We start from the raw sequence: 25,734 nt of genomic DNA, 5'->3' as shown, positions 1-25,734 counted from the left end.
AGGTGCGCCCGCCGACGGAACCGCCGTCGACGCTGGTTACCGTCCGGACGTGACCACCACCCGTCCCGACTGGGCGCCCGCGGACACGATCAGCCCGCTCGACGACAAGCTCGGCATCACGATCACCGACTACGACCCGGACCGGCTGGTAGCCACGATGCCGGTGGAGGGCAACCAGCAGCCCTACGGCCTCCTGCACGGCGGCGCGACCTGCGCCCTGGTGGAGACGGTCGGCTCCTGGGCCGCGGCGCTGTCGGCCGGGCCGGACCGCCAGGTGGTCGGCATCGAGCTCAACGTCAGCTACCTCCGCGCGGCCACCGAGGGGACGGTCACCGCCGTCTGCACGCCGGTGCGCCGGGGGCGCACGCTGACGACCTTCCGCGTCGAGGTCGCCGACGAGCACGGCCGGCCGACGGCCAGCGCCCGGCTCACCTGCCTGACCAAGGAGGGCTGACCGGGTCAGCCCACCCGGCGCGGCAAGGGGCGCAGCTCCGGCACCCGCCGCGGGGCGGGGATCGCCGGCCGGCTGCGGCGCCAGGCCGCCAGCGAGCGCAGCAGGGTCTCCCGGGGCACGATCCGCCGGGTGGTGAGCGGCGCGAACCCCATCCGTGCGAAGAACCGCAGCCGCTCGGGCTCGTGCCCGCCGCAGGCGGCGACCACGTGGTCGGCACCGGTCTCCGCCGCGAAGGCTGCGGAGGCGGCGAGCAGCACCGTCCCGACGCCGCGCCGCCGGTGGTCGCGGTGCACGACCAGGTTGTCGACAGTCACCTGCGGCACCCCGAGGACGACCGACAGCGGGTCCACACCGAGCACGGCCAGACCCACCGGCAGCTCGCCGTCCGTGCTGCCGTCCGCGGCGGCGGCACCGGGCAGGACGGCGAGGACGACGCGGTACCCCGGATCCGCGAGCAGGCGGCGGAACCCCTCCGCGGCGGCCGATCCGGGCGCCATGCCGGTCAGCACTCCCTCGGCGTGCGCCTCGGCCCGGTGCTGGCGGACCAGCGCCAGGACAGCGGGCAGGTCGTCGGGCCGCGCGGTGCGCGTTCCTACGCGAGACCGAGAACCGGATCCTGCCACCGGAGCCCTCCCCTGGACGGTGGCCGAAGACTGCACCCGCGACCAGCCGGGATCACGGCGGCGCGCCGCACTGCCACCGACCGTCAGCACCCGGCGTGTCGCGGAAAGGTCACAGCCGCGCATTGAGAGACGGCGGCGCAACAGAGATGAACTACGGTCCGTGGTCATTCCGACAGACGAGGAGTTGGCGTGACGCACGCGGGACTGCGATCCCGGCGACCGACGAGGGCGCGCAGGAGCCTGATCCGGCTCCTGCTCGTCCTGGTGTTCGCCGGTGGCATCGCCACCCTGGCCCCGGGGATCGCCTCGGCCGAGGGTGAGCAGGTCCTCGGCACGCTGCAGACCAGCCGCAGCGGCCCCATCGAGGGCATCGAGGTCACGGTGACCACGCCGGCCGGGGACGAGGTCGGGTCCGACGAGACCGACGAGAACGGGCGCTGGTCGGTCGAGCTGCCCGGCGCCGGCGAGTACATCGTCAGCATCAACGCCGACGACCTGCCCGACGGCATCGAGCTCGCCGGCGAGGACAGCCGAACGGTGACCGTCGACAACGGCCGCCGGCAGCCGGTCACGATCGGCCTCAACGACGGCAGCCGCGGCTCCGGCGGCGGCAACGTCCGGGCGGTGCAGCTGCTCGTCGACGGCCTGCGCTTCGGCCTGCTGATCGCCATGTGCGCCGTGGGTCTGTCGCTGATCTTCGGCACGACGGGGCTGACCAACTTCGCGCACGGCGAGCTGGTCACGATCGGCGCGATCATCGCCTGGTACATCAACGTCCGGGCCGGTGTCCCGCTGATCCCTGCGGCGCTGATCGCGATGGTCGCCGGCGCCGGGGTCGGCGCCCTGAACGAGCTGGGGCTGTGGCGGCCGCTGCGGCGTCGCGGCACCGGCCTGATCGCCGCGCTGGTCGTGTCGATCGGTCTGTCGCTGGCGCTGCGGTACCTGATCCAGATCGTGTACGGCGGGTTCTCCAACCCCTACACGAGCTTCCAGAACCAGCGGGCGGTCGACTACGGCGTCTTCACGATGACCAACCGGGCGCTGTGGTCGATCATCGTCTCGGTCGTCGTGCTGGTCCTCGTCGCCGTGATGCTGCAGCGGACGAAGATCGGCAAGGCGATGCGCGCGGTCGCGGACAACCGCGACCTGGCCTCCTCCTCGGGCATCGACGTGAACCGGGTGATCCTCGTCGTCTGGATGATGGGCGGCGCACTGGCCACGCTCGGCGGCGTGCTGCTCGGCCTGTCCGACCAGGTCACCTGGGACATGGGCTTCCGGCTGCTGCTGCTGATGTTCGCCGGCGTCACGCTCGGCGGTCTCGGCACCGCCTACGGCGCACTGGTCGGCAGCATCATCGTCGGGATCTTCGTGCAGATGTCGACCCTGATCATCCCGGACGACATGAAGTACGTCGGAGGGCTGCTGCTCTTGATCGTCATCCTCGTCATCCGGCCCCAGGGCATCCTGGGCAGCCGCGTACGGATCGGCTGAGCCATGGGTGATCTCCTCAACGCGATCGCGGTCGCGGGCAAGTCGGCCCTCGGCTTCCAGGCGATCTTCTTCGCGCTGCTGGCCATCGGCCTGAACATGCACTTCGGCTACACCGGCCTGCTGAACTTCGGCCAGATCGCCTTCGCGATGCTGGGCGGGTTCGGCATCGCGATCTCGGTGTCGCAGTGGGGCCTGCCGTTCTGGGCCGGCGTGCTGATCGGCCTGGGCGCCGCGGTCTTCCTCGCGCTGCTGCTCGGCCTGCCGACCCTGCGGCTGCGTGCCGACTACCTGGCGATCGTCACGATCGCCACGGCGGAGGGGCTGCGGCTGCTGTTCCGAGCGGTGGAGGCCACCCCGGTGACCGGCGGCACCCGTGGACTGGCGCAGTTCAACCAGGACTTCGTCGCCCTGGCGCCGTGGGACACCTCCACGCGCTACCCGATCCTGGGCACCCGCTGGAGCGGCGGCGAGCTCTGGGTGGCGCTCGTCGGCTGGCTGCTGGTGGCGCTCTCCTGCCTGCTCATCTGGCTGCTGGTCCGCTCCCCCTGGGGCCGGGTGATCAAGTCCATCCGCGAGGACGAGGACGCCGTCCGCGCGCTGGGCAAGAACGTCTACGCGTACAAGATGCAGTCGCTGGTCCTCGGCGGTGTGCTGGGCGCGATCGGCGGCATGGTGTACGCCGTCGGCACCGGCTCGGCCAACCCCGACCAGTACCAGAACGCCAACACGTTCCTGGCCTACGCCGCGCTGATCCTCGGCGGCGCCGCGCGCGTGCTCGGACCGGTGATCGGGAGCATGCTGCTGCTGTTCATCCTGCAGTTCGCCGACACGGGGCTCCGGCTGCTGATCGACAACGGGATCATCCCGTCGGGCCTGCTCTCCTCGACCGACGTCGCGCAGATCCGCTTCGTGCTGGTCGGTGTCGGCCTGATGCTGTTGTTGATCTTCCGGCCCCAGGGCATCTTCGGCGACCGACGAGAGGTGATGATCGATGCCCGCTGAGCCCACCCCTGCCGGTGCATCCGCATCCGGTGCCGGGCAGCCGCGCCGGCTGGCCCAGGCGGCCCTGCGCGACGTGAAGTGGGAGGTCGGCGTCGCCAAGCCCGACCCCGTCGTGGTCGTCGACAACATCACCCGCACCTTCGGCGGCCTGACCGCCGTGGCGGTCGACCACCTCGAGATCCAGCGCGGCGGGATCACCGGCCTGATCGGTCCCAACGGGGCCGGCAAGACCACGCTGTTCAACCTGCTCACCGGCTTCGACCAGCCCAACACCGGGACCTGGACGTTCGACGGCAAGGACATGGGCCGCACCTCGCCGCACCAGGTGGCCCGGCAGGGCGTCGTCCGCACCTTCCAGCTGACCAAGGCGCTGTCCCGGCTCACCGTGTTGCAGAACATGCTGCTCGGCGCCCAGGGGCAGCGCGGCGAGAGCTTCCTGCGCGCGCTGATCCCGGGCACGTGGAAGGCCCAGGAGAAGGCCAACACGGAGAAGGCGGAGGAACTGCTCGCGCGGTTCAAGCTGGACACGAAGAAGGACGACTTCGCGGGCACGCTCTCCGGCGGTCAGCGCAAGCTGCTGGAGATGGCCCGCGCGCTCATGAGCGACCCCAAGGTGGTCATGCTCGACGAGCCGATGGCCGGCGTGAACCCGGCGCTGACGCAGAGCCTGCTCGGGCACGTCAAGGACCTGCGCGAGCAGGGCATGACGGTGATCTTCGTCGAGCACGACATGGACGTCGTCCGCGACATCAGCGACTGGGTGGTCGTCATGGCCGCCGGCAGCGTGATCGCGGAGGGCCCGCCGGAGTCGATCAGCCAGAACCAGGCCGTCGTCGACGCCTACCTCGGCGCGCACCACGACGCCCCGCTCACCGTCGAGGAGGAGGACCGCGTCCTGGCCGAGGCCGAGCGCGCCATCGCGCGCGAGGAGAACCTCGAGGGCGACGTCCTCACCTCGGAGACCCAGGAGAGGACCGACCGATGAGCGACCCGCTGTTCGAGGTCGACGAGTCCGGCGAGGACCTCACCCGCGCCGACCAGGCCGCCGCGACCACCACGACGCTGTCCCCGGCCGAGAAGGCCGCGACCCGGGAGGAGCACGTCCGCCTCGCCGAGGGCGCGCTGGTGCGCGCCGACGACCTCGTCGCCGGCTACGTGCCCGGCGTGAACATCCTCCGGGGTTGCGACTTCTACCTGCAGGACGGCGAGCTGGTCGGCATCATCGGCCCGAACGGGGCCGGCAAGTCCACGCTGCTGAAGACCATCTTCGGGCTGATCCCCGTCCGGTCGGGAGCGGTGACGCTGCGCGGCGAGGACATCACCTCGGCGCCGGCGCACCGGCTGGTCTCGCTCGGGGTCGGCTACGTGCCGCAGAACAACAACGTGTTCCCCTCGCTGACCATCGAGGAGAACATGCAGATGGGCGTCTACCTGCGGCCGAAGACCTTCCGCGAGCGGTTCGACTACGTCGTCGACCTCTTCCCGCTGCTCGGCGAGCGGCGCAGGTCGAAGGCCGGCACCCTCTCCGGCGGCGAGCGGCAGATGGTGGCCATGGGCCGGGCCCTGATGATGGACCCGTCGGTGCTGCTGCTCGACGAGCCCTCGGCCGGCCTCTCCCCCGCCTACCAGGACGAGGTGTTCATCCGCTGCCGGCGGATCAACGCCACCGGCGTCTCGATCATCATGGTCGAGCAGAACGCCCGGCGCTGCCTGCAGATCTGCGACCGCGGCTACGTGCTCGACCAGGGCCGCAACGCCTACACCGACACCGGCCAGTCGCTGATGACCGACCCCAAGGTCGTCGAGCTCTACCTCGGGACCCTCGCCAAGGCGCAGTGAGGCCCGCGCCCGTGGCGAACTGGACCTGGGAGCTGCGCTCCCGCGACGGCGGGATGAACGGGCTGGAGTTCGCGCGCGCCCTGACGGCGAGCGGCTTCTCCCGCGTGCTCGTGCACGCCGCCCCGGCTCTGCTGCGCGTGCACGTCGCCACCGACGACGGGACGACCGTCGCCCGGGGCGAGCCGGACCGGGACGGCGACTACTCCCCCATCACGCTGCTGGAGGTCGACGGCGACGGCTTCCGCCGCAGCGAGATCTGGCCGGACGACGGCCACCTCGGCCTGCCGGTGCTGCTGCCCGGCGGCGAGGTCGGCGTCCTGACCGCCTGGGAGCACGCCCCGGACCGCTCCTGGTGGCGCTGGTCGGTGGAGTTCTCCAACCACGTCGGCCGCCCCGCCGACTGGCAGCCGCCCGGCCAGACCCTGCAGCGCTGAGCGCCCTCCCGGCGCGGGCTCGGACCCCCGAACGGCACGGAGGCCCGGCACCCTCGCGGGTGCCGGGCCTCCGTCGTGGAGCTAGGGGTCAGCGCTGCGGGCCGATGCCCTGGGCGTTGAGACCCTGGATGATCTTCGACGACTCCTCGAACCCGATCACCACGATCGCGTCGGGGTTGAAGTCGACCATCTGCTGCACCTCGGAGTCGAAGTTCGACGCCGTCGGGTCGTAGACGATCTTCGTGATGTCGTCCTGGCTGAGGCCGGCCGCGATCAGGTCCTTCTCGGTGTTGTCGGCCAGACCCGTGCCGTACGGGTCGTTGCGGGCCAGGATCCCGACGGTGTTGTTGCCGTCGGCCTGGATCAGGTCCGCCAGAGCCTGGGCCTGCAGCACGTCCGGCGGCGCCGTCCGGAAGTAGAGCCCGTTGTCGTTGTAGGTCGTGAACTGGTCGGACGTGTTCGCCGGCGAGATCTGCATGACGCCGGCGCCGGTGATCCGGTCGATGACCGTGAGGCTCACGCCCGAGGCCGCCGCACCGACGATGACGTTGACGTTCGACTGCAGCAGGCGGTCGACGGTCTGCGTCGCGGTGTCGGTGGAGGCGTCGCCGGAGTCACCCTCGACCAGCTGGACCGGCTGGCCGAAGACGCCGCCCGCGGCGTTGATGTCGGCGATCGCCAGCTTGACGCCGGCGACCTCCGGCGGGCCGAGGAAGGCGAGGTCACCGGTCAGCGGCAGCAGGGTGCCGACGATCAGCGGCGCGCCACCGGTCGCGGCCGGAGCCGGGGCCGGGCCCTCGTCGGAGGCCGCGTTGGCCTCGTCGCCCGCGATGACGTACTCGGTCTTGGAGTCGTCGAGCTTGTTGTCGTCGCCGAAGTGCAGCAGCGCGAAGCTCGCCTGCGCCGGCTCACCGGGGTCGGAGAAGCTCAGCGGGCCGGTGACGCCGTCGTAGTCGGGGTTGCCGCCGTCGGTGATGATCTTCAGGCAGCTGGCGTAGTCGGTGCACTTGTCGCCGCCGAAGGTCACGCCGTTGACGTAGGCCTTGAAGACGTTGGCGTCGTTCGTGCCGGCCATCGTCGCGGCCAGCGCGGAGATCACGACGGCGTCGTAGGACTCACCGGCGTAGTTGTAGTCCTGCAGGGCCGGGTCGACTTCCTTCAGCCGGTTCTTGAAGTCGTCGCCGAGGTCGGTCAGCGGCGTGGTGCCACCCATGCCGGCGAGGGATCCCGAGTCCTGGAAGTCCTCTCCCAGGGCGTTGCCCATGTTGCCGTCGGTGCCGTAGACGTTGACCTGCTTCTCGCCGCTGTCAGCCGTCCCCGTGTCGCCGCCGTTGTCGTCGCCGCCGCCGCCACAGGCGGCGAGCGCGAGCAGGGCGGCACCGGAGACGGCGATGCTGCGGGCGGTAATGCCAGTGCGCATCAAGCAACTCCCAGTGTCGTGCGTCGCTCCGCGGGCACCCGCACGGCGAACACGCCGGTCGGAAGGCCCGATCAGTGCGCCGAACCTAACTGCCGGGAGCGGCCTGGGCTCCTGCCCCGAGACGTTCCGTGATGAGGTCGTGACCTCGCGAGGCTCGCCGTGCGGCGGCCCACTCACGCAGCGTCACGAACCCGGTTCCTGAACGGCGCGTCAGGCGGGCGAGCCCTCCGGGGCGGCGTCCTCGGCGAGCAGCTTCTGCGCCAGCGCCTTCATCGAGGTGCGCTCGTTCATCGCCGTCCGCTGGATCCACCGGAACGCCTCGGCCTCGGTGATCCCCCGCTCGGCCATGAGCTTGCCCTTGGCCCTCTCGACGATCTTGCGGGCCTCCAGGCGCTCCTCGAGCGTCCGGACCTCGCCGTCGAGCGCGGTCATCTCGGCGAACCGGGCACGAGCCACCTCGATGGCCGGCACGAGGTCGTTCTTGGAGAACGGCTTGACCAGGTAGGCCATGGCGCCGGCGTCCCGGGCGCGCTCCACCAGCTCCCGCTGGCTGAACGCCGTGAGCACGATGACCGGGGCGGTGCGCGCGCCCGCGATCTGCTCGGCGGCCGACAGGCCGTCGAGGACGGGCATCTGGATGTCGAGGATGACCAGGTCGGGATGCAGCTGCTGCGCCTGGTCGACAGCCTGCTGACCGTCACCCACCTCGGCCACGACGGTGTAGCCCTCTTCCTCCAGCATCTCCTTGAGGTCGAGGCGGATCAGTGCCTCGTCCTCGGCGATGAGGACCCGGGTCGTCTCGCTGCTCACGAGGGGGAAGCCTATCGAGGACCGCTGGACCCTGCCGGTGCTGTGCGCCACGTCGGCGGGACCGGCGGCTACCCTGCTCTGGGCCGGGGCATCCCGGCGCGCCCCCGTACCCCAATCGGCAGAGGGAGCGGATTCAAAACCCGCGCAGTGTGCGTTCGAGTCGCACCGGGGGCACTGAGCTGGATTGCAGCCCTCCGGGCCGCACCGCGGCCACGTGCCGTGGACCGCACCGCGGCGAGGTGTCGTCCCCGGCTCCGCGTGGCCTCCGGTGCGGCTCAACCCGCGTGGGCGGCCGTGGCGCCGCGTCGTGGTGCGGCTCCACGGCCGGTGATCCGGCTCAACCCCGGGCACCGGCCGGCCGTCGCGGAGCCATAGGTTCAGGGCGTGACCGGCCACATGACGCCCGAGCAGTTCCGCCAGCACGGCCACGAGGTCGTCGACTGGATCGCCGACTACTGGACGCGCATCGGCTCGTTCCCGGTCCGCTCGCAGCTCTCCCCCGGCGACGTCCGGGCCGCGCTGCCGGAGTCGCCACCGGAGCAGGGCGAGCCGGTCTCCGCCGTGCTGGCCGACCTCGAGCGCGTCGTCCTGCCCGGCGTGACCCACTGGCAGCACCCGGGCTTCTTCGGCTACTTCCCGGCGAACACCTCCGGGCCGTCGGTCCTGGGCGACCTGGTCTCGGCCGGGCTCGGGGTGCAGGGCATGTCCTGGGTGACCAGCCCCGCGGCCACCGAGCTCGAGCAGCACGTCCTCGACTGGTTCGCCGGACTGCTGGGCCTGCCGGAGTCCTTCCTCTCCACCGGTGCCGGCGGTGGCGTGATCCAGGACTCCAGCTCCGGCGCCAACCTCGTCGCGCTGCTGGCCGCGCTGCACCGGGCCAGCAAGGGCGCGACCGTGCGGCGCGGCGTGGAGCCCGAGCGGGCCACCGTGTACGTCTCGGCCGAGACCCACTCGTCGATGGAGAAGGCGGTGCGCATCGCCGGGCTGGGCACGGACGCCGTCCGCATCGTCGAGGTGGACGGCGACCTGGCCATGCGCCCGGCATCGCTGCGGGCGCGGCTGGAGCGCGACGTCGCCCGCGGCTACACGCCGGTGCTGGTGTGCGCCACGGTCGGGACGACGTCGACGACGGCGGTCGACCCGCTCGCCGAGCTCGGCCCGATCTGCCGCGACCACGACGTGTGGCTGCACGTCGACGCCGCCTACGCGGGCGTCAGCGGCGTCGTCCCGGAGCTGCGCGGCCTGCAGGCGGGCGTCGAGTGGGCCGACAGCTACACCACCGACGCGCACAAGTGGCTGCTCACCGGCTTCGACGCGACGCTGTTCTGGGTCGCCGACCGCGCCGCCCTCACCGGGGCGCTGGCGATCCTGCCCGAGTACCTGCGCAACGCGGCCACCGACGCCGGCGCGGTCGTCGACTACCGCGACTGGCAGATCGAGCTCGGCCGGCGCTTCCGGGCGCTGAAGCTGTGGTTCGTGCTGCGCTGGTACGGGGCCGAGGGGCTGCGCGAGCACATCCGGGGATCCGTGGCGCTCGCCCAGGAGCTGGCCGGCTGGGCCGATGCCGACGACCGCTTCGACGTCGCGACCAAGCACCCGTACTCGCTGGTGTGCCTGAAGCCCCGGTGGGCGGACGACGTCGACGCCGACGTCGCCACGATGACGCTGCTCGAGCGGCTCAACGACGGCGGCGAGGTCTTCCTGACCCACACCACGGTCGGCGGGCAGGTGGTGCTGCGGGTGGCGATCGGGGCGCCGGCGACCACCCGCGCGCACGTGGAGCGGGCCTGGGCGCTGCTGTGCGAGAACCACGACTGGCTGGCCGCCGACTTCGCCGACCAGGCGGCCCAGCGGGCGGCGGAGCAGGCCGCGGCGCGGGCCGAGGCCGAGCGCGCGGCCGCCGAGCGCGCCGCCGCCGAGGCGGCCGCCGCGGAGCAGGTCGCCGCGGCGCCGGAGGAGGAGCCACCGGCGCAGGTGGAGACGCCCGCGGCCCAGGACGAGACGCGCACCCAGGCGGTGGCCCAGGAGGACCTGCCGACGCCGTCCTGACCGGTCAGTCCGACAGGGACCGGATGAGGCCCTCCTGGGCGACCGTGGCGACGTGCGTGCCGTCGGCCGCCCAGATCTGGCCGAGGCACAGCGCCCGGCCGGCCGAGGCGACCGGGCTGTCCCCCTCGTAGAGGAACCACTCGTCCGGCCGGAACGGCCGGTGGAACCAGACCGCGTGGTCGAGGCTCGCGCCGATGAAGGCGCCCCAGCCGACGCCGAGCCGCGCCACGCCCGCCGACAGCAGGGTGAGGTCGCTGGCGAAGGTCAGCGCCGCGGCGTGGACGGCGGGGTCGTCGGGCAGCCGTCCGCGCACCCGCAGCCACGTGCGGTGCTGGGTGTCCGGCGGCGTCTTCGCGACCGGCACGAACGGGTCCTCGAGGAAGCGCTGCTCGACCGCCTCGCCCATGGCGTGCATCCACGAGGCCCGGTCGGGATGCCGGGCGTACATCTCCGGGATGCCGGGCAGCCCCTCCGGCCCGGCGACCTCCGGGATCGGCAGCGCGTGCTCCGCGACCGGCTCCTCCCCCGCCGTGAAGTCGGCGGTGAGCCCGAAGATCGCGACGTCCTCGCCCTTGCGCCGCTGGTGGCCCAGGACCCGCCGGGTGCTGAACGTCCGGCCGTCGCGGATGCGGTCGACGGAGTAGCGGATCTCCTCGTGCGGGTCGCCCGGCCGCAGGAAGTAGGAGTGCAGCGAGTGCACCGCCCGCTCCCCCGGCACGGTCAGGCCGGCCGCCATCAGCGCCTGACCGGCCACCTGGCCGCCGAAGATCCGCTGCTGGGGCGCCGACGGGGTCCGGCCCACGAAGACGTCGCCGTCGCGCTGCTCGAGGGCGAGCACCGCCATCAGCGGCGCGACGGTCGACGTCATGAGTCCGTGCCCACCTCGTGCACCCGGATCAGGTTGGTCGAGCCCACCGTGTTGGGTGGGCTGCCGGCCACGACGACGACCCGGTCGCCCTCCTTGAGCCGGCCGATCGACAGCAGCGAGAAGTCCACCTGGCGGACCATGTCGTCGGTGTGCGCGACCGACGGCACGATGAACGTCTCCACGCCCCAGGACAGCGCCAGCTGGCTGCGTACCCGCGCGTCCACGGTGAAGGCCAGCAGCGGCTGCCTCGGGTGCAGGGCGGCCAGCCGGCGGGCGGTGTCGCCGGTCTGCGTGAACGTGGCCAGCGCCTTGACGTCGAGGGTCTCGCCCACGTCCTTGGCGGCGCGGACGATCGCGCTGGACCGCGAGCGGGACCGGCGGTACAGCTCCGGCACCGCGACGCTGTTGTGGCTCTCGACCGCGTCGATGATCCGTTCCATCGTGCGGACGGCGGCGATCGGGTGCTTCCCGACGGAGGTCTCGCCCGACAGCATCACCGCGTCGGCACCGTCGAGGACGGCGTTGGCGACGTCGGAGGCCTCGGCGCGGGTCGGCCGGGAGGAGCCGATCATCGACTCGAGCATCTGCGTGGCCACGATGACCGGCTTGTTGCGCTCGCGCGCGGCCTGGACCGCCCGCTTCTGCACCAGCGGCACCTGCTCCAGCGGCAGCTCCACGCCGAGGTCGCCGCGGGCGACCATGATGCCGTCGAAGGCCTCGACGATCTCCTCGAGGTTGTCGATCGCCTCGGGCTTCTCGAGCTTGGCGATGACCGGGACGTCGACGTCCTCCTGGCGCATGATCTCGCGGACCAGGTCGACGTCCGCGGGCGAGCGCACGAACGACAGCGCGACGAAGTCGACCGAGAGGTGCAGGGCGAAGCGCAGGTCCTCCTCGTCCTTCTCCGACAGGGCCGGCACGCTCACCGCCACGCCGGGCAGCGACAGGCCCTTGTTGTTGGAGACGGGGCCGCCCTCGACCACCAGGCACGAGACGTCCGGCCCGTCGACGTCGACCACGGACAGCGAGAGCTTGCCGTCGTCGACGAGCAGCCGGTCGCCGACCTTGACGTCGTCGGCGAGGCCCTTGTAGGTCGTGGAGACGCGCTCCGCCGTCCCCTCGACGTCCTCGACGGTGATGCACACCCGGCTGCCGGTCTCCCAGACGACCGGGCCCTCGGCGAACGTGCCGAGCCGGATCTTCGGCCCCTGCAGGTCCGCCAGCACGGCGACCGCGTGGCCGGTGCGGTCGGAGGCCTGCCGCACCACGTTGTAGGCGGCCTGGTGGTCGGCGTGCGACCCGTGGCTGAAGTTCAGCCGGGCGACGTCCATCCCGGCTTCGACGAGGGCGGTGACCTGCTCCAGGGAACTGGTGACCGGCCCGAGGGTGCAGACGATCTTGGCGCGGCGGGACATGCCGCAAACGCTATCCGGCGGGCCGGCGCACCGCCGGGAGGGGCCCTGTGAGCGCTCACACCTCGTCGTGGACGGCACCGGCCGGGTCCCCGTGCGGGGACCCGGCCGTGTCGAGCGGAGGCGCTCTCAGCGCAGGGCGACCGCGGTCGGGGTGATCGGCCGGGGCAGCATCGACTCGCCGGTCAGCCAGGTGTCGACGGCGCCGGCGGCCGCGCGGCCCTCGGCGATCGCCCACACGATCAGCGACTGGCCGCGGCCGATGTCACCGGCCACGAAGACGCCGGGCACCGTGGCCATGAACTCGGCGTCGCGGGCCACGTTGCCCCGGCCGTCGATCTCGACGCCCAGGCCGTCGATCAGGCCCTCGCGCTGCGCGCCGGTGAAGCCCATCGCGAGGAGCACCAGCTCGGCGGGGAGCTCCTGCTCGGTGCCCTCGATCTTCTGGAACCGGCCGTCGACGCGCTCGACCTCGTGGATCAGCAGCGCCCGCACGTGGCCGTTCTCGTCGCCGAGGAAGCGCTCGGTGTTCACCGAGTACAGCCGCTCCCCGCCCTCCTCGTGGGCGCTGGAGACCCGCATGACCATCGGGTACGTGGGCCACGGGTTGTTCTGGGCCCGGCGGTCCGGCGGCGCCGGCATGATCTCCAGCTGGGTCACCGAGGCGGCGCCCTGGCGGTGCGCGGTGCCGAGGCAGTCGGCGCCGGTGTCGCCGCCGCCGATGATCACGACGTGCTTGCCGGTGGCCGAGATCGGCGGCTCGTCGAGCTCGCCGAGCGCCTGGCGGTTGCCGAAGGGCAGGTACTCCATCGCCAGGTGGATGCCGGAGAGCTCCCGGCCCGGGGCGGGCAGGTCGCGGCCGACCGTGGCACCGCCGGCGAGCACGACCGCGTCGAACTCGGCGCGCAGCGCCTCGACCGACAGGTCGTCGTCCCCGGGGCCGCCGACCTCGACGCCGGTGACGAACCGGGTGCCCTCGGCGCGCATCTGGTCCAGCCGCCGGTCGAGGACGGCCTTCTCCATCTTGAACTCGGGGATGCCGTAGCGGAGCAGCCCGCCGATGCGGTCGGCCCGCTCGTAGACGGTCACGTCGTGCCCGGCGCGGGTCAGCTGCTGGGCGGCGGCCATCCCGGCCGGCCCGGAGCCGACGACGGCGACCTTCTTGCCGGTCCGCTCCTGCGGCGGGCGCGGCGTGACCAGGTCGCGCTGGAACGCCTGGTCGATGATCTCCCACTCGATCTGCTTGATCGTGACCGGCGACTCCTGCAGGTTCAGCACGCAGGAGCCCTCGCACGGGGCCGGGCACAGCTTGCCGGTGAACTCCGGGAAGTTGTTGGTCGCGTGCAGCCGCTCGATCGCCTCGGTCCAGTCGTCCCGGCGGGCGAGGTCGTTCCACTCCGGGATCAGGTTGCCCAGCGGGCAGCCGTGGTGGCAGAACGGGATGCCGCAGTCCATGCAGCGGGCGGCCTGCTCGCGCACGTCACCGAGCGGGAAGACCTCGTCCTCCCCGTTCCTGCGGGAGAGGTAGACGTCCTTCCAGTCCAGCAGGCGCAGGTCGACCGGACGGCGCGGCGGGAGCTTGCGCTCGAACTTCAGAAATCCCGTGCTGTCAGCCACGAGCAGCCTCCTTCTCCGCCGTCGGTCCGTAGTCCAAGAATTCGCGACGCGGCTCAGCCACGAGCCGCCTCCATCAGAGCAAGATCCACATCCGTACCGTTGGCCTCGGCCATCCGCTGGGCCTCCAGCGCCCGCCGGTAGTCGCGCGGCATGATCACGCTGAACTGCTCGGCCCAGCGGCCCCAGTCGGCCAGCAGCGCCGCCGCGACCGGCGACTCGGTGTCCTCGGAGTAGCGCACGAGCACGTCGCGCAGCCACTGCGCCGCCTCGCCGTCCAGCGGGTCGACGTCCACCATCTCGGTGTTGACCCGGTGCCGGGCGAGGTCGAGCACGTAGGCGATGCCGCCCGACATGCCCGCGGCGACGTTGCGGCCGGTCGGGCCGAGGATCACGGCGCGGCCGCCGGTCATGTACTCGAGCGCGTGGTCGCCCACGCCCTCGACGACCGCCAGCGCGCCGGAGTTGCGCACGCAGAACCGCTCGCCGACCCGGCCGCGCAGGAAGATCTCGCCCCCTGTCGCGCCGTAGCCGATGACGTTGCCGGCGACGACGTTGTCCTCGGCGGCGAAGGTCGCCTCCAGCGCCGGGCGGACGACGATCCGCCCGCCGGAGAGGCCCTTGCCGACGTAGTCGTTGGCGTCGCCGAACAGCCGCATGGTGATGCCGCTGGGCAGGAAGGCGCCGAAGCTCTGGCCGGCCGACCCGGTGAAGGTCAGGTCGATCGTGCCGTCGGGCAGCCCCTCACCGCCGAAGCGGCGGGTCACCATCGAGCCGAGCATCGTGCCGACGGTCCGGTTGACGTTGCGCACCGGCAGCTCGAGGCTCACCGGCCGCGCGTCGAGCAGCGCGCCCTCGCACAGCTGGATCAGCGTCTGGTCCAGCGCGACGTCGAGGCCGTGGTCCTGGGTGCGCACCCGGTGCAGCGGCGCCCCCTCGGGCAGCTCCGGGACCACCAGGATCGGCGACAGGTCGAGGCCGGCGGCCTTCCAGTGGTCCACCGCGGCGCGGGTGTCCAGCAGCTCGGCGTGCCCGATCGCCTCGTCCAGCGAGCGGAAGCCCAGCTCGGCCAGGTACGAGCGGACCTGCTCGGCCAGGAACTCGAAGAAGGTGACCACGAACTCCGGGCGCCCGGTGAACCGCTTGCGCAGCTCCGGGTTCTGCGTGGCCACGCCGACCGGGCAGGTGTCGAGGTGGCAGACCCGCATCATGATGCAGCCGGAGACCACCAGCGGCGCGGTCGCGAAGCCGAACTCCTCCGCCCCGAGCAGCGCCGCGATGAGCACGTCGCGGCCGGTCTTCATCTGCCCGTCGCACTGCACGACGATCCGGTCGCGCAGGCCGTTGGCCAGCAGCGTCTGCTGGGTCTCGGCCAGGCCGAGCTCCCACGGCGAACCGGCGTGCTTCAGCGAGGTCAGCGGCGCGGCGCCGGTACCGCCGTCGTGCCCGGAGATCAGGACGACGTCGGCGTGCGCCTTGCTCACGCCCGCCGCGACCGTGCCGACCCCGACCTCGGAGACCAGCTTGACGTGGACCCGCGCCTCGTTGTTGGCGTTCTTCAGGTCGTGGATGAGCTGCTTGAGGTCCTCGATCGAGTAGATGTCGTGGTGCGGCGGCGGACTGATCAGCCCGACGCCCGGCGTCGAGTGCCGGGTGCGCGCCACCCAGGGGTAGACCTTCTGGCCGGGCAGCTGGCCGCCCTCGCCGGGCTTGGCACCCTGCGCCATCTTGATCTGGATGTCATCGGCGTTGACCAGGTACTCGCTGGTGACGCCGAAGCGCCCGCTGGCCACCTGCTTGATCGCCGACCGGCGCAGGTCGCCGTTCGGGTCGGCCGTGAAGCGGCCGGGGTCCTCGCCGCCCTCACCGGTGTTCGACTTGCCGCCGATCCGGTTCATCGCGATGGCCAGCGTCTCGTGGGCCTCCTGCGAGATGGAGCCGTAGCTCATCGCGCCCGTGGAGAACCGCTTGACGATCTCGCTGACCGGCTCGACCTCCTCGATCGGCACCGGCGGGCGCTCGCCCTTCCTGATGTCGAACAGGCCGCGCAGCGTCGCGGCCTCGTGCGAGAGCCGGTCGACGGTGTCGGTGTAGCGCTGGAACACCTCGTACTGCCGCGAGCGGGTGGCGTGCTGGAGCAGGAACACCGTCTCGGGGTTGAACAGGTGCACCTCGCCCTCGCGGCGCCACTGGTACTCGCCGCCGGTCTCCAGCCGGCGGTGCGCCCGCTCGCTGGGGTTCGGCGGGTAGGCGCGGCGGTGGCGCATGGCCACCTCCTCGGCGAGGACGTCGATGCCGACGCCGCCGAGGGGCGAGGAGGTGCCGGTGAAGTACTCGTCGACGACCTCCTGCGACAGGCCGACCGCCTCGAAGATCTGCGCCATCGTGTACGAGCCGACGGTGCTGATGCCCATCTTGCTCATGACCTTCAGGACGCCCTTGCCCATGGCCTTGATCATGTTGCGGACGGCCTGGGCCGGCTCCACGCCGATCAGCGAGCCGTCGCGGATCAGGTCCTCGACGCTCTCGAAGGCCAGGTACGGGTTGACCGCGGCGGCGCCGAAGCCGAGCAGCAGCGCGACGTGGTGCACCTCGCGGCAGTCGCCGGACTCCACGACCAGGCCGACCTTCATCCGGGTCTTCTCCCGGATCAGGTGGTGGTGCACCGCGGCGGTCATGAGCAGCGACGGGATCGGCGCGCGGCGCTCGTCGGCGTCGCGGTCGGAGAGCACGATCACCCGCGCCCCGGCCGCGATCGCCTTGCTGACCTTGGTCCGCAGGCCCTCGATCGCCTGGGCGAGGGCCGGGCCGCCGCCGTTGACGTCGAAGTGGCCGGTGATCCGGACGGCGGCGAAGCCAGGCAGGTCCCCGTCGTCGTCGATGTGCAGGATCTTTGCCAGCTCGTCGTTGTCGATGATCGGGTACGGCAGGAACACCTGCCGGCACGAGGCCGGGACGGCCTGCAGCAGGTTCTGCTCCGGGCCGAAGGTGCGCCCGAGGCTGGTCACCAGCTCCTCGCGGATGGCGTCCAGCGGCGGGTTGGTCACCTGGGCGAACAGCTGGCCGAAGTAGTCGTAGAGCAGCCGGGAGCGGTCCGACAGCGCCGCGACCGGGGTGTCGGTGCCCATCGAGCCGATCGGCTCCGCGCCGGAGGACGCCATCGGCGTCAGCAGGACGCGCAGCTCCTCCTCGGTGTAGCCGAACACCAGCTGGCGGCGGACGACGGACTCGTGGCTGGGCCGGGCCCGGCGCCGCTCGGGCAGCGAGGGCAGCTGCACCAGGCCGGCGTGCAGCCAGTCGTCGTAGGGCTGCGCGGCGGCCAGGTCACCCTTGACCTCCTCGTCGGAGATGATCCGCCCGGCGGCGGTGTCGACGAGGAACATCCGGCCCGGCTGCAGCCGGCCCTTGGCGACGACGTCGGCGGCCGGGATGTCGAGGACGCCGACCTCGCTGGCCAGGACGACGAGGTCGTCGCGGGTGTGCCACCAGCGGCCCGGGCGCAGCCCGTTGCGGTCGAGGACGGCGCCGATGAGCGTGCCGTCGGTGAACGCGACCGCGGCGGGCCCGTCCCACGGCTCCATGATCGAGGAGTGGAACCGGTAGAAGGCCCGGCGCTCCGGGTCCATCTCCTCGTGGTTCTCCCACGCCTCCGGGATCATCATCAGCACCGCGTGCGGCAGCGTGCGGCCCGACAGGTGCAGCAGCTCGAGCACCTCGTCGAAGGTCGCCGAGTCGCTGAAGTCGCCGGCGGTGACCGGGAAGATCCGCTCGAGGCCGAGCTCGGCGGCCGGGCTGCCCTCGGGGGCGTCGAACAGCTCGGTCTCGAGCATCGCCTCGCGGGCCCGCATGCGGTTGCGGTTGCCCTTGATGGTGTTGATCTCGCCGTTGTGCGCGATCACCCGGAACGGGTGCGCCAGCGGCCAGCTCGGGAAGGTGTTGGTCGAGAAACGGCTGTGCACCAGGGCGATCGCCGACTCGTACCGCTCGTCGCGCAGGTCGGGGAAGAACGCCGGCAGCTGGTCGGTGGTCAGCATGCCCTTGTAGGTGATGGTGCGCGAGGACAGCGAGGCGAGGTACAGGGAGCTGCCCGCTTCCCGCGCGGACCGCTCGGCCCGCTTGCGCAGCACGAAGGCGCGCCGCTCCAGGCGGGTCACCCCGTTGCAGGTCACCGCGCCGCCGAAGGCCTTCTCGTCGGCGCGCGCCGACATGCTCTCGGCGACGAACAGCTGGGCGAAGTGCGGCATCACGGCCAGCGCCGTGGGGCCGACGTCGGCACCCTCGGGGTCGACGGGCAGCTCGCGCCAGCCGAGGACGGTCAGCCCCTCCTCGCCGGCCAGCCGGGCGACGTCCTCGACCCGCTGGGCGCGCTCGGCCTCGTCGGTGGGCAGGAAGGCCACGCCGACGGCGTACTCCCCGAGCGGGGGCAGGTCGAAGTCCACGTTGGCGCGCAGCAGCGCGTCGGGGATCTGGGTCAGGATCCCGGCGCCGTCACCGGAGTTCGGCTCGGAGCCCGCGGCGCCGCGGTGGTCGAGGTTGTGCAGCGCGGTGAGCCCGGCGGCGACGATCGCCCGCGAACGGCGTCCCTTGGCGTCGGCGACGAAGGCGACACCGCAGGCGTCCTTGTCGTTCGCCGGGTCGTACAGGCCGGAGGCCGGCGGCACGGCGGAGAAGGGGACGGCCTGCCCGGACGAGCGCGTCGTGGCGGGGGCGGTGAGGTCGGACATGTCACTCCCGTCGTCGGCTGGCGCCCGCGCCCTCGGAGGGGCGGTTCGCGGGCAGGGGCCGGGTGGTCTCAAAAGGGTGATGGACGGCAGGGCGAGCACGGCGCCCCGGGGGACTACGTACCCACCCGGGTGGCTGCGCTCCCGAGCCCACCGGGCTGGTGTCCGCTGGGCTGTCGTCCTCGGGGCGGCGCTGGCCCGGTTCCGACGAGGTCCGACCCGCCCAGGATCGCTGGTGGGTCTGGGCAGAAGGGTACACAGCCGTAACACAAGACTCGTGCGCTCGAACGTCGGCCGCGGCGCGTCCCGGTCAGCCGGGCGCGTCCCTCGGACGGTCGGCCTGTTTGCCCTGGTCAGGGGCTCGTCCCCGGACCGGCGCCGCCGGGTCCGCGGCGCCCTCGACGGCGCCGGCACGGTCCTTCTCCGCGGTCGCGGGGCGCCCGCGGCCGGATGTGGTCTTCGTCGCGCCCCGGGTGATCACCTCACGCGGCCGGCCGCGCTGCCAGACGAGGTAGGCGACGGCCAGCAGGCCGACGACGATCGAGGTGAAGACGTTGAGCCGCAGGCCGAAGAAGTGCTCCGCGGTGTCGATGCGCAGCATCTCGATCCAGCCCCGGCCCAGGCAGTACAGCGCCACGTAGAGCGCGAACGCCCGCCCGTGGCTGAGCCGGAACCGGCGATCGGCCCAGATCACCAGCGCCGCGGCGATCAGGTTCCACACCAGCTCGTAGAGGAACGTCGGGTGGTAGGTGGCCACGTCGAGGTAGCCGGCCACCCGGTGCTCGGGGTCGATCTGCAGCGCCCACGGCAGATCGGTCGGGCTGCCGTAGAGCTCCTGGTTGAACCAGTTCCCGAGCCGGCCGATCGCCTGGGCGACGAGGATGCCCGGGGCGATGGCGTCGGCGAAGGCGGGCAACGGGATCTTGCGGCGCCGGCAGCCGATCCAGGCGCCCACGCCGCCGAGCGCGATCGCGCCCCAGATGCCGAGGCCGCCCTCCCAGATGGCGAAGGCCTTCAGCGGCTCCCCGCCCGCCCCGAAGTAGGGCTCGGGCGTGGTGATCACGTGGTAGAGCCGGCCGCCGGCGATGCCGAACGGCACCGCCCACACGGCGATGTCGAGCACGTCGCCGGGTGCGCCGCCGCGGGCCACCCAGCGCTTCTCGCTGATCCAGCAGCAGACGACGATCCCGGCGATGATGCACAGCGCGTAGGCCCGCACGGGCAGCGGCCCGAGCTGCCACACGCCCTGCGCCGGGCTCGGGATGGACGCGAGGGTCACGACGTGCCCCGCCGGCGAACGCCCTCGGCGAGCTCGGCGGCCAGCCGGCCCGCGGCCGCGGCGGCGGCCGGCTCGTCGTCGGCGTCCAGCAGCACGCGGACGAACGCCGAGCCCACGATGACCCCGTCGGCGAACCCGGCCACCTCGGCGGCCTGGTCGCCGTTGGAGACGCCGAGGCCGACGCAGACGGCGAGGTCGGGCGCCGCGGCGCGGGTGCGGGCGACCAACCGCTCGGCGGCGTCGCCCACCGTGGCCCGGGTGCCGGTGACGCCCATGGTGGAGGCGGCGTAGACGAACCCGCGGCAGGCGGCCGTGGTGGAGCGCAGCCGGGCCTCGGTCGACGACGGCGCCACCAGGAAGACGCGGTCCAGGTCGTGCTGGCCGGAGGCGGCGATCCACTCCGCCGCCTCCTCGGGGATGAGGTCGGGCGTGATCGCGCCCCCTCCCCCGGCGGCGGCCAGGTCGCGGGCGAACCGGTCGACGCCGTAGCGCTCGATGGGGTTCCAGTAGCTCATCGGCACCGGGACGGCGCCGGCGGCGGCCACCGCCTCGACGGCCTGCAGCACGTCGCGCATGCCCACCCCGGCACGGACGGCGACGTCCACCGCCTGCTGGATCACCGGCCCGTCCATGCCCGGGTCGCTGTAGGGGATGCCGACCTCGACGACGTCGGCGCCGTTCTCGACGGCGGCCACCATCGCCGCGATCGAGCCCGGCACGCTGGGGTAGCCGACCGGCACGTAGGCGACCAGCGCCGCCCGGTCCTCCGCCTTCGCCTTGGCGAGGACGTCCGCCAGTTGACTCACAGTTCCTCTCCCGCGTCCGGGCCGGCGACGGCCTCGTCGTTGCTCACGGCACCCTCGGTGGGCTGCTGGTCGGTGTCCAGACCGGGGCCCGGGGCGGCGTCGTCGTGGTCGCCCAGGCCGAACCACGTCGAGGCGGTCTCGACGTCCTTGTCCCCGCGGCCGGAGAGGTTGACCAGCAGCAGCGCGTCCGGGCCCAGCTCGCGGCCGAGGACCAGTGTCCCGGCGAGAGCGTGCGCCGACTCGATCGCCGGGATGATGCCCTCGGTGCGGCAGAGCAGCGCGAACGCCTCCATCGCCTCGGCGTCGGTGACCGCGCGGTACTCGGCCCGGCCGATGTCGTGCAGGTAGGAGTGCTCGGGGCCCACGCCCGGGTAGTCCAGGCCGGCGCTGATCGAGTGCGACTCGATCGTCTGCCCGTTCTCGTCCTGCAGCAGGTACGAGCGGGCGCCGTGCAGCACGCCCGGCGTCCCACCGGTGATCGTCGCGGCGTGCCGGCCGGTGTCGACGCCGTCCCCGCCGGCCTCCAGGCCGACCAGCCGCACACCCCCGTCGGGCACGAACGCGGTGAAGATGCCGATCGCGTTCGAGCCGCCGCCGACGCAGGCCAGGACGGCGTCGGGCAGCCGGCCCTCCCGCTCGAGCACCTGGGTGCGCGCCTCGTCGCCGATGACCCGCTGGAAGTCGCGGACCATCGCCGGGAACGGGTGCGGGCCGGCGACGGTGCCGAAGACGTAGTTCGTCGTCTCGACGTTGGTGACCCAGTCGCGGAACGCCTCGTTGATCGCGTCCTTGAGGGTGCGCGAGCCGGTGGCGACCGGGATGACCTCGGCGCCGAGCAGCCGCATCCGGGCCACGTTGAGCGCCTGGCGGCGGGTGTCCTCCTCGCCCATGTAGATCGTGCAGGACAGGCCCATCAGCGCGGCCGCGGTCGCCGTTGCGACGCCGTGCTGGCCTGCACCGGTCTCGGCGATGACCCGGGTCTTGCCGATCCGCTTCGTGAGCAGCGCCTGGCCCAGCACGTTGTTGATCTTGTGCGAGCCGGTGTGGTTGAGGTCCTCGCGCTTGAGCAGCACGCGGGCGCCGCCGGCGTGCTCGGCGAACTTGGGCACCTCGGTGATCGGGCTCGGCCGCCCGGTGTAGTCGCGCTGCAGCCGGTCGAACTCGGCGAGGAAGGCGGGGTCGACCCGCATGGCCTCGTAGGCCTCGGTCAGCTCGTCGAGCGCGGCGATCAGCGCCTCGGGCACGAACCGGCCGCCGAAGATCCCGAAATGCCCGGTCTCGTCCGGCCAGCTCGGGCGCGCCGGCACGAGTCGGTCCTCGGGCGGGTGCAGCGAGCCGGTCGTCATGCCCCTAGTCTCCCGCGCCGGGAGGACTTTTCCGCGCAGGGGGGTCAGCGAGCGGTGCGCGGGGTCGCCGGGTGCGAGCCGGCGGTGACCAGGTCGGCGACCGCCTGGCGGGCGTCGCCGGCGGTCACCAGCCCCTCCCCCACCAGGACGGCGTCGGCGCCGGCGGCCGCGTAGCTGATCAGGTCGTGCGGCCCGCGGACACCGGACTCGGCCACCTTGACCACGCCGGAGGGCAGCCCGGGCGCGATCCGCTCGAACGTCGACCGGTCGACCTGCAGGGTGGTCAGGTCGCGGGCGTTGACGCCGATCACCGAGGCGCCGGCGGCGAGCGCGCGGTCGGCCTCGGCCTCGGTGTGCACCTCGACCAGCGCGGTCATGCCGAGCGACTCGACCCGCTCGAGCAGGCCGAGCAGGGCGTTCTGCTCCAGTGCGGCGACGATCAGCAGGACGACGTCGGCGCCGTGCGCGCGGGCCTCGTGCACCTGGTAGCTGGAGACCACGAAGTCCTTGCACAGGACCGGGACGTCGACCGCGGCGCGGACGGCGTCGAGGTCGGCCTGCGACCCGCCGAAGCGGCGGCGCTCGGTGAGCACGCTGATGACCCGCGCGCCCCCGGCCTCGTACTGGCGGGCCAGCTCGGCGGGGTCCGGGATGTCGGCGAGGGCGCCCTTCGACGGGCTCTGCCGCTTCACCTCGGCGATGACGCCCACGCCGGGGGCGCGCAGCGCGGCCAGGGCGTCGAGCGCCGGGCGGGCGTCGCGGGCGGCGGCCATGACCGCCGCCAGCGGGGTGAGCGCCTCGCGCGCGGCGACGTCCTCGCGGACGCCGGCGACGATCGAGTCCAGCACGTTGCCGTTGTGGCCCGGCGAGTGCGTCACGACGCCACCGTGCGGCGGTGTGGGCTTGCGCACACGCCTCCGGGGTTTCTCGAACTCTGCACGGGTACGTCCCCTCACCAGCCGGATCGGTGGACTCACTCTAGAAGGGGTCCGGGACCGCCCCGCCCCCGGGGCGGGGCTGCGGCCTGCCCGCCGACCTGCTATTGCGTCCCGGAGCCGGGCGCGTCGGCATGGTGCTCCGACGAGTCCGCGGTCGGGTCGACACCGCGGTCCAGCGCCCGCCAGGCGTCCGTCGCGCGCTCCTCCTCCGTGCGCTCGCGCGCCGGGCGTCGCGCTGCGGGCGCGCCGGGGCGCTCGTAGCGCCGTCCCATCGCGGGCCACGCGCGCCCCCGGAGGACGACGAGGACCCCGGCGCCCGCGGCGAGCAGGCCGGCGGCCAGGACGACGACCGGCCAGGCGGGCGCGAGGTCGGTGCGGGCGTCCGCGAGCGCGTCCCCGGGCACCGGCAGCCCGGCGGCGGCGACGTCGAGCCGCCCGCCGAGCGCGCCGATCCCCGACCAGGCCAGCACCCCGCCCGCGACGGCGAGCACCAGGCCGATGCCGACCCGGGCGGCCCCGCGGACGGCGACCAGCGCGACGGCCGCGGCGAGCAGCAGCAGCCCCATCGCCGGGACCAGCGGCGCCGCGGCCGAGCCGGTCAGCGCCCCGCCGACGGGCGGCAGCGGCGGCGACCGGTCGACGGTCACCTCCGCCCAGCGCTGGCCGGCGGCGAACAGCGCCAGCCCGCCTGCGACCGCGGCCCCCAGGACCGCCGTCGTCAGCTGGCGTCTGACATTCACCGGATCTCCCGGAGGCCCTCCGCCGTCGCGATCGCCGAGAGCACCGCCCGGGCCTTGTGCCGCGTCTCGGCCTCCTCGGTCGCCGGGTCGCTGTCGGCCACGACCCCGGCGCCGGCCTGCACGTACGCCCGGCCCTGGTGCAGCACCGCGGTGCGGATGGCGATCGCCATGTCCATGTCGCCGCCGGCGTCGAGGTAGCCGACGGTGCCGGCGTAGAGCGCCCGGCGGGTGGGCTCCAGCGACTCGATGATCTCCATCGCCCGCGGCTTGGGCGCCCCGGAGACGGTGCCCGCCGGGAAGGTGGCGTCGAAGACGTCGAGGGCGTCGCGGCCGGGGTCCACCTGCCCGGAGACGGTGGAGACCAGGTGCATGACGTGGCTGTAGTGCTCGATCCGCATGAAGTCGGGCACCTCGACCGAGCCCGGGACGCAGACCCGGCCCAGGTCGTTGCGCGCCAGGTCGACGAGCATGACGTGCTCGGCGCGCTCCTTGGGGTCGGCGAGCAGGTCGTCGGCGAGCTTGAGGTCCTCCTCGGGGGTCGCCCCGCGCGGCCGGGTCCCGGCCGGCGGGTGGACGACCGCCGACGAGCCGGTCACCGTCACCAGCGCCTCCGGCGAGGAGCCCACGACGTCGAACGGCGTCTCCCGCCCCTCGAAGCGCAGCAGGTACATGTACGGCGACGGGTTGCTGGTGCGCAGCACCCGGTACAGGTCGAGGGCGTCGACGTCGGTCGCCAGCTCGAAGCGCTGGGCGAGCACGACCTGGAAGGCGTCCCCGGCCCGGATGTGCTCGCGGATCCGCTCGACGCCGTCCTCGAAGACCCCCGGCGCCATGTTGCTCTCGACCGGCGGCGCGTCGGCGGTCTCGAGGACGGCGACCGATGCGGGCGCGGCCTTGGTCAGGTCGGCGGCCATGGCGTCGAGCCGGGTCAGCGCGTCGTCGTAGGCGGCCGGCGAGCGGTCCAGCGCGTTGGCGATGAGCAGCACCGTGCCGTCGTGGTGGTCGAGGACGGCGAGGTCGGTCACCAGCATCATCGCCAGCTCCGGCATGCCGAGGTCGTCGGCGCTGCGCACCGGCAGCCGCTCGAGCCGCCGGACGACGTCGTAGCCGAGGTAGCCCACCAGCCCACCGGTGAGCGGCGGCAGCTCCTCGGTCCGCGGCGAGCGCAGCGCCCGCGCCAGCGCGTGGACGGCGGCCAGCGGGTCGGCCGGCAGGTCGTCGGTGAGCCCGGGGATCGGCTCCCCCAGCCACTGCGCGGCGCCGTCCCGCTCGGTGAGCACGCCGGCGCTGCGCACGCCGACGAAGCTGAACCGCGACCACTGCTTGCCCTGCTCGGCCGACTCCAGCAGCACGGTGCCGGGGCGGCCGGCGGCGAGCTTGCGGTAGATGCCCACGGCGGTCTCGCCGTCGGCCAGCAGCCGCCGGGTGACCGGCACGACCGGCTGGTCGAGCCGCGCGAAGTCCTCCCGGGAGGGACTGGTGACGCCGAGCCTCACGCCGCCACCTCCGCCGGAAGCGGCCGGTGGAAGCAGGTCCGCTCGCCGGTGTGGCAGGCCGGCCCCTCCTGGTCGACGAGGACGAGCAGCGCGTCGCCGTCGCAGTCCAGCCGCACGTCGCGGACCCACTGCCGGTGCCCGGAGGTCTCACCCTTCACCCAGTACTCGCCGCGGCTGCGCGACCAGTAGGTCGCCCGCCCGGTGGTCAGGGTGCGGTGCAGCGCCTCGTCGTCCATCCAGGCGAGCATGAGCACCTCGCCGGTGTCGTGCTGCTGGACGACGGCGGCGACCAGACCCGCGGGGTCGCGGCGCAGCAGCGCGGCGACGCCGGGGTCCAGGGCGGACTCGACGGGCGGGACGGCGGACATGCCGCCGATTCTCCCCGGACCGGG

General features: G+C 73.1%; 21 protein-coding genes and 1 tRNA gene. 8 read left to right on the top strand and 14 right to left on the bottom strand.

Annotation, left to right across the window (positions count from 1 at the left end; genetic code table 11):
* The first annotated feature begins 49 nt into the window (after positions 1-49).
* The gene (locus tag AB3388_RS11835) at positions 50-454 is read left to right on the top strand and encodes a PaaI family thioesterase (protein WP_495410971.1); all 405 of its coding nucleotides are present in this window, start codon (positions 50-52) and stop codon (positions 452-454) included.
* A 5-nt stretch (positions 455-459) separates the two neighbouring features.
* Here the strand turns inward: AB3388_RS11835 and AB3388_RS11830 are convergent, their stop codons facing one another.
* A complete protein-coding gene (locus tag AB3388_RS11830) occupies positions 460-1,077 on the bottom strand; it encodes a GNAT family N-acetyltransferase (protein WP_495410970.1) in 618 nt (205 codons plus the stop codon).
* 189 nt (positions 1,078-1,266) lie between these two features.
* Here AB3388_RS11830 and AB3388_RS11825 point away from each other — a divergent pair, with 189 nt between their 5' ends.
* From AB3388_RS11825 to AB3388_RS11805, 5 genes are read left to right on the top strand one after another with little or no spacing between them, the layout of a single operon-like run.
* The gene (locus AB3388_RS11825; RefSeq protein WP_495410969.1) at positions 1,267-2,568 is read left to right on the top strand and encodes a branched-chain amino acid ABC transporter permease; all 1,302 of its coding nucleotides are present in this window, start codon (positions 1,267-1,269) and stop codon (positions 2,566-2,568) included.
* A gap of 3 nt (positions 2,569-2,571) precedes the next feature.
* Entirely contained in the window at positions 2,572-3,570 is a 999-nt protein-coding gene (locus AB3388_RS11820) for a branched-chain amino acid ABC transporter permease (protein ID WP_495410968.1), read from the top strand.
* On the top strand, positions 3,560-4,555 hold the full coding sequence (locus tag AB3388_RS11815; protein WP_495410967.1) for an ABC transporter ATP-binding protein: 996 nt from the start codon (positions 3,560-3,562) through the stop codon (positions 4,553-4,555). The genes AB3388_RS11820 and AB3388_RS11815 overlap by 11 nt, the downstream gene beginning before the upstream one ends.
* On the top strand, positions 4,552-5,409 hold the full coding sequence (locus tag AB3388_RS11810) for an ABC transporter ATP-binding protein (protein WP_495410966.1): 858 nt from the start codon (positions 4,552-4,554) through the stop codon (positions 5,407-5,409). The genes AB3388_RS11815 and AB3388_RS11810 overlap by 4 nt, the downstream gene beginning before the upstream one ends.
* Before the next feature lie 11 nt (positions 5,410-5,420).
* Positions 5,421-5,843, top strand: coding sequence for a DUF7712 family protein (locus AB3388_RS11805; RefSeq protein ID WP_495410965.1), 423 nt, complete (start codon positions 5,421-5,423; stop codon positions 5,841-5,843).
* Between the two features lie 88 nt (positions 5,844-5,931).
* On the opposite strand, the gene AB3388_RS11800 is transcribed toward AB3388_RS11805, so the two are convergent.
* Together AB3388_RS11800 and AB3388_RS11795 are read right to left on the bottom strand one after the other, a co-directional pair.
* A complete protein-coding gene (locus tag AB3388_RS11800; protein WP_495410964.1) occupies positions 5,932-7,263 on the bottom strand; it encodes an ABC transporter substrate-binding protein in 1,332 nt (443 codons plus the stop codon).
* Between the two features lie 210 nt (positions 7,264-7,473).
* On the bottom strand, positions 7,474-8,073 hold the full coding sequence (locus AB3388_RS11795; RefSeq protein WP_495410963.1) for an ANTAR domain-containing response regulator: 600 nt from the start codon (positions 8,071-8,073) through the stop codon (positions 7,474-7,476).
* Positions 8,074-8,173: 100 nt separating this feature from the next.
* Between AB3388_RS11795 and AB3388_RS11790 the strand changes: the two genes are divergently transcribed.
* Positions 8,174-8,247 (top strand) — tRNA-Leu (locus AB3388_RS11790).
* 210 nt (positions 8,248-8,457) lie between these two features.
* A complete protein-coding gene (locus tag AB3388_RS11785; protein WP_495410962.1) occupies positions 8,458-10,122 on the top strand; it encodes an aminotransferase class V-fold PLP-dependent enzyme in 1,665 nt (554 codons plus the stop codon).
* Positions 10,123-10,126: 4 nt separating this feature from the next.
* Here AB3388_RS11785 and AB3388_RS11780 read toward each other — a convergent pair whose 3' ends face one another.
* From AB3388_RS11780 to hisI, 11 genes are all read right to left on the bottom strand, one after another.
* Positions 10,127-10,990, bottom strand: coding sequence for an acyl-CoA thioesterase (locus AB3388_RS11780; protein WP_495410961.1), 864 nt, complete (start codon positions 10,988-10,990; stop codon positions 10,127-10,129).
* Positions 10,987-12,405 carry a pyruvate kinase gene (pyk, locus tag AB3388_RS11775; protein ID WP_495410960.1) on the bottom strand — a complete coding sequence of 473 codons (1,419 nt, stop codon included), beginning with the start codon at positions 12,403-12,405 and terminating at the stop codon, positions 10,987-10,989. Before pyk ends, AB3388_RS11780 begins: the two co-directional genes overlap by 4 nt.
* 126 nt (positions 12,406-12,531) lie before the next feature.
* Entirely contained in the window at positions 12,532-14,019 is a 1,488-nt protein-coding gene (locus AB3388_RS11770) for a glutamate synthase subunit beta (RefSeq protein WP_495410959.1), read from the bottom strand.
* Positions 14,020-14,072: 53 nt separating this feature from the next.
* Positions 14,073-18,740, bottom strand: coding sequence for a glutamate synthase large subunit (gltB, locus tag AB3388_RS11765; RefSeq protein ID WP_495410958.1), 4,668 nt, complete (start codon positions 18,738-18,740; stop codon positions 14,073-14,075).
* 307 nt (positions 18,741-19,047) lie between these two features.
* On the bottom strand, positions 19,048-20,016 hold the full coding sequence (gene lgt / locus AB3388_RS11760; RefSeq protein WP_495410957.1) for a prolipoprotein diacylglyceryl transferase: 969 nt from the start codon (positions 20,014-20,016) through the stop codon (positions 19,048-19,050).
* Positions 20,013-20,822, bottom strand: a complete 810-nt coding sequence (gene trpA / locus AB3388_RS11755; RefSeq protein ID WP_495410956.1) for a tryptophan synthase subunit alpha — start codon at positions 20,820-20,822, stop codon at positions 20,013-20,015. Before trpA ends, lgt begins: the two co-directional genes overlap by 4 nt.
* The gene (gene trpB / locus AB3388_RS11750) at positions 20,819-22,168 is read right to left on the bottom strand and encodes a tryptophan synthase subunit beta (protein WP_495410955.1); all 1,350 of its coding nucleotides are present in this window, start codon (positions 22,166-22,168) and stop codon (positions 20,819-20,821) included. The genes trpA and trpB overlap by 4 nt, the downstream gene beginning before the upstream one ends.
* Positions 22,169-22,212: 44 nt before the next feature.
* On the bottom strand, positions 22,213-23,046 hold the full coding sequence (gene trpC / locus AB3388_RS11745) for an indole-3-glycerol phosphate synthase TrpC (RefSeq protein ID WP_495410954.1): 834 nt from the start codon (positions 23,044-23,046) through the stop codon (positions 22,213-22,215).
* Positions 23,047-23,207: 161 nt separating this feature from the next.
* Positions 23,208-23,846 (bottom strand): Trp biosynthesis-associated membrane protein, encoded by a 639-nt coding sequence (locus AB3388_RS11740; protein WP_495410953.1) that lies wholly within the window; start codon positions 23,844-23,846, stop codon positions 23,208-23,210.
* The gene (locus AB3388_RS11735) at positions 23,843-25,342 is read right to left on the bottom strand and encodes an anthranilate synthase component I (RefSeq protein ID WP_495410952.1); all 1,500 of its coding nucleotides are present in this window, start codon (positions 25,340-25,342) and stop codon (positions 23,843-23,845) included. Before AB3388_RS11735 ends, AB3388_RS11740 begins: the two co-directional genes overlap by 4 nt.
* Entirely contained in the window at positions 25,339-25,710 is a 372-nt protein-coding gene (gene hisI / locus AB3388_RS11730) for a phosphoribosyl-AMP cyclohydrolase (RefSeq protein ID WP_495410951.1), read from the bottom strand. Before hisI ends, AB3388_RS11735 begins: the two co-directional genes overlap by 4 nt.
* Between the last annotated feature and the right edge of the window lie 24 nt (positions 25,711-25,734).

Source organism: Geodermatophilus sp. SMS 5-13, assembly GCF_059428245.1.
This window is presented reverse-complemented; position numbering and strand designations above follow the sequence as displayed.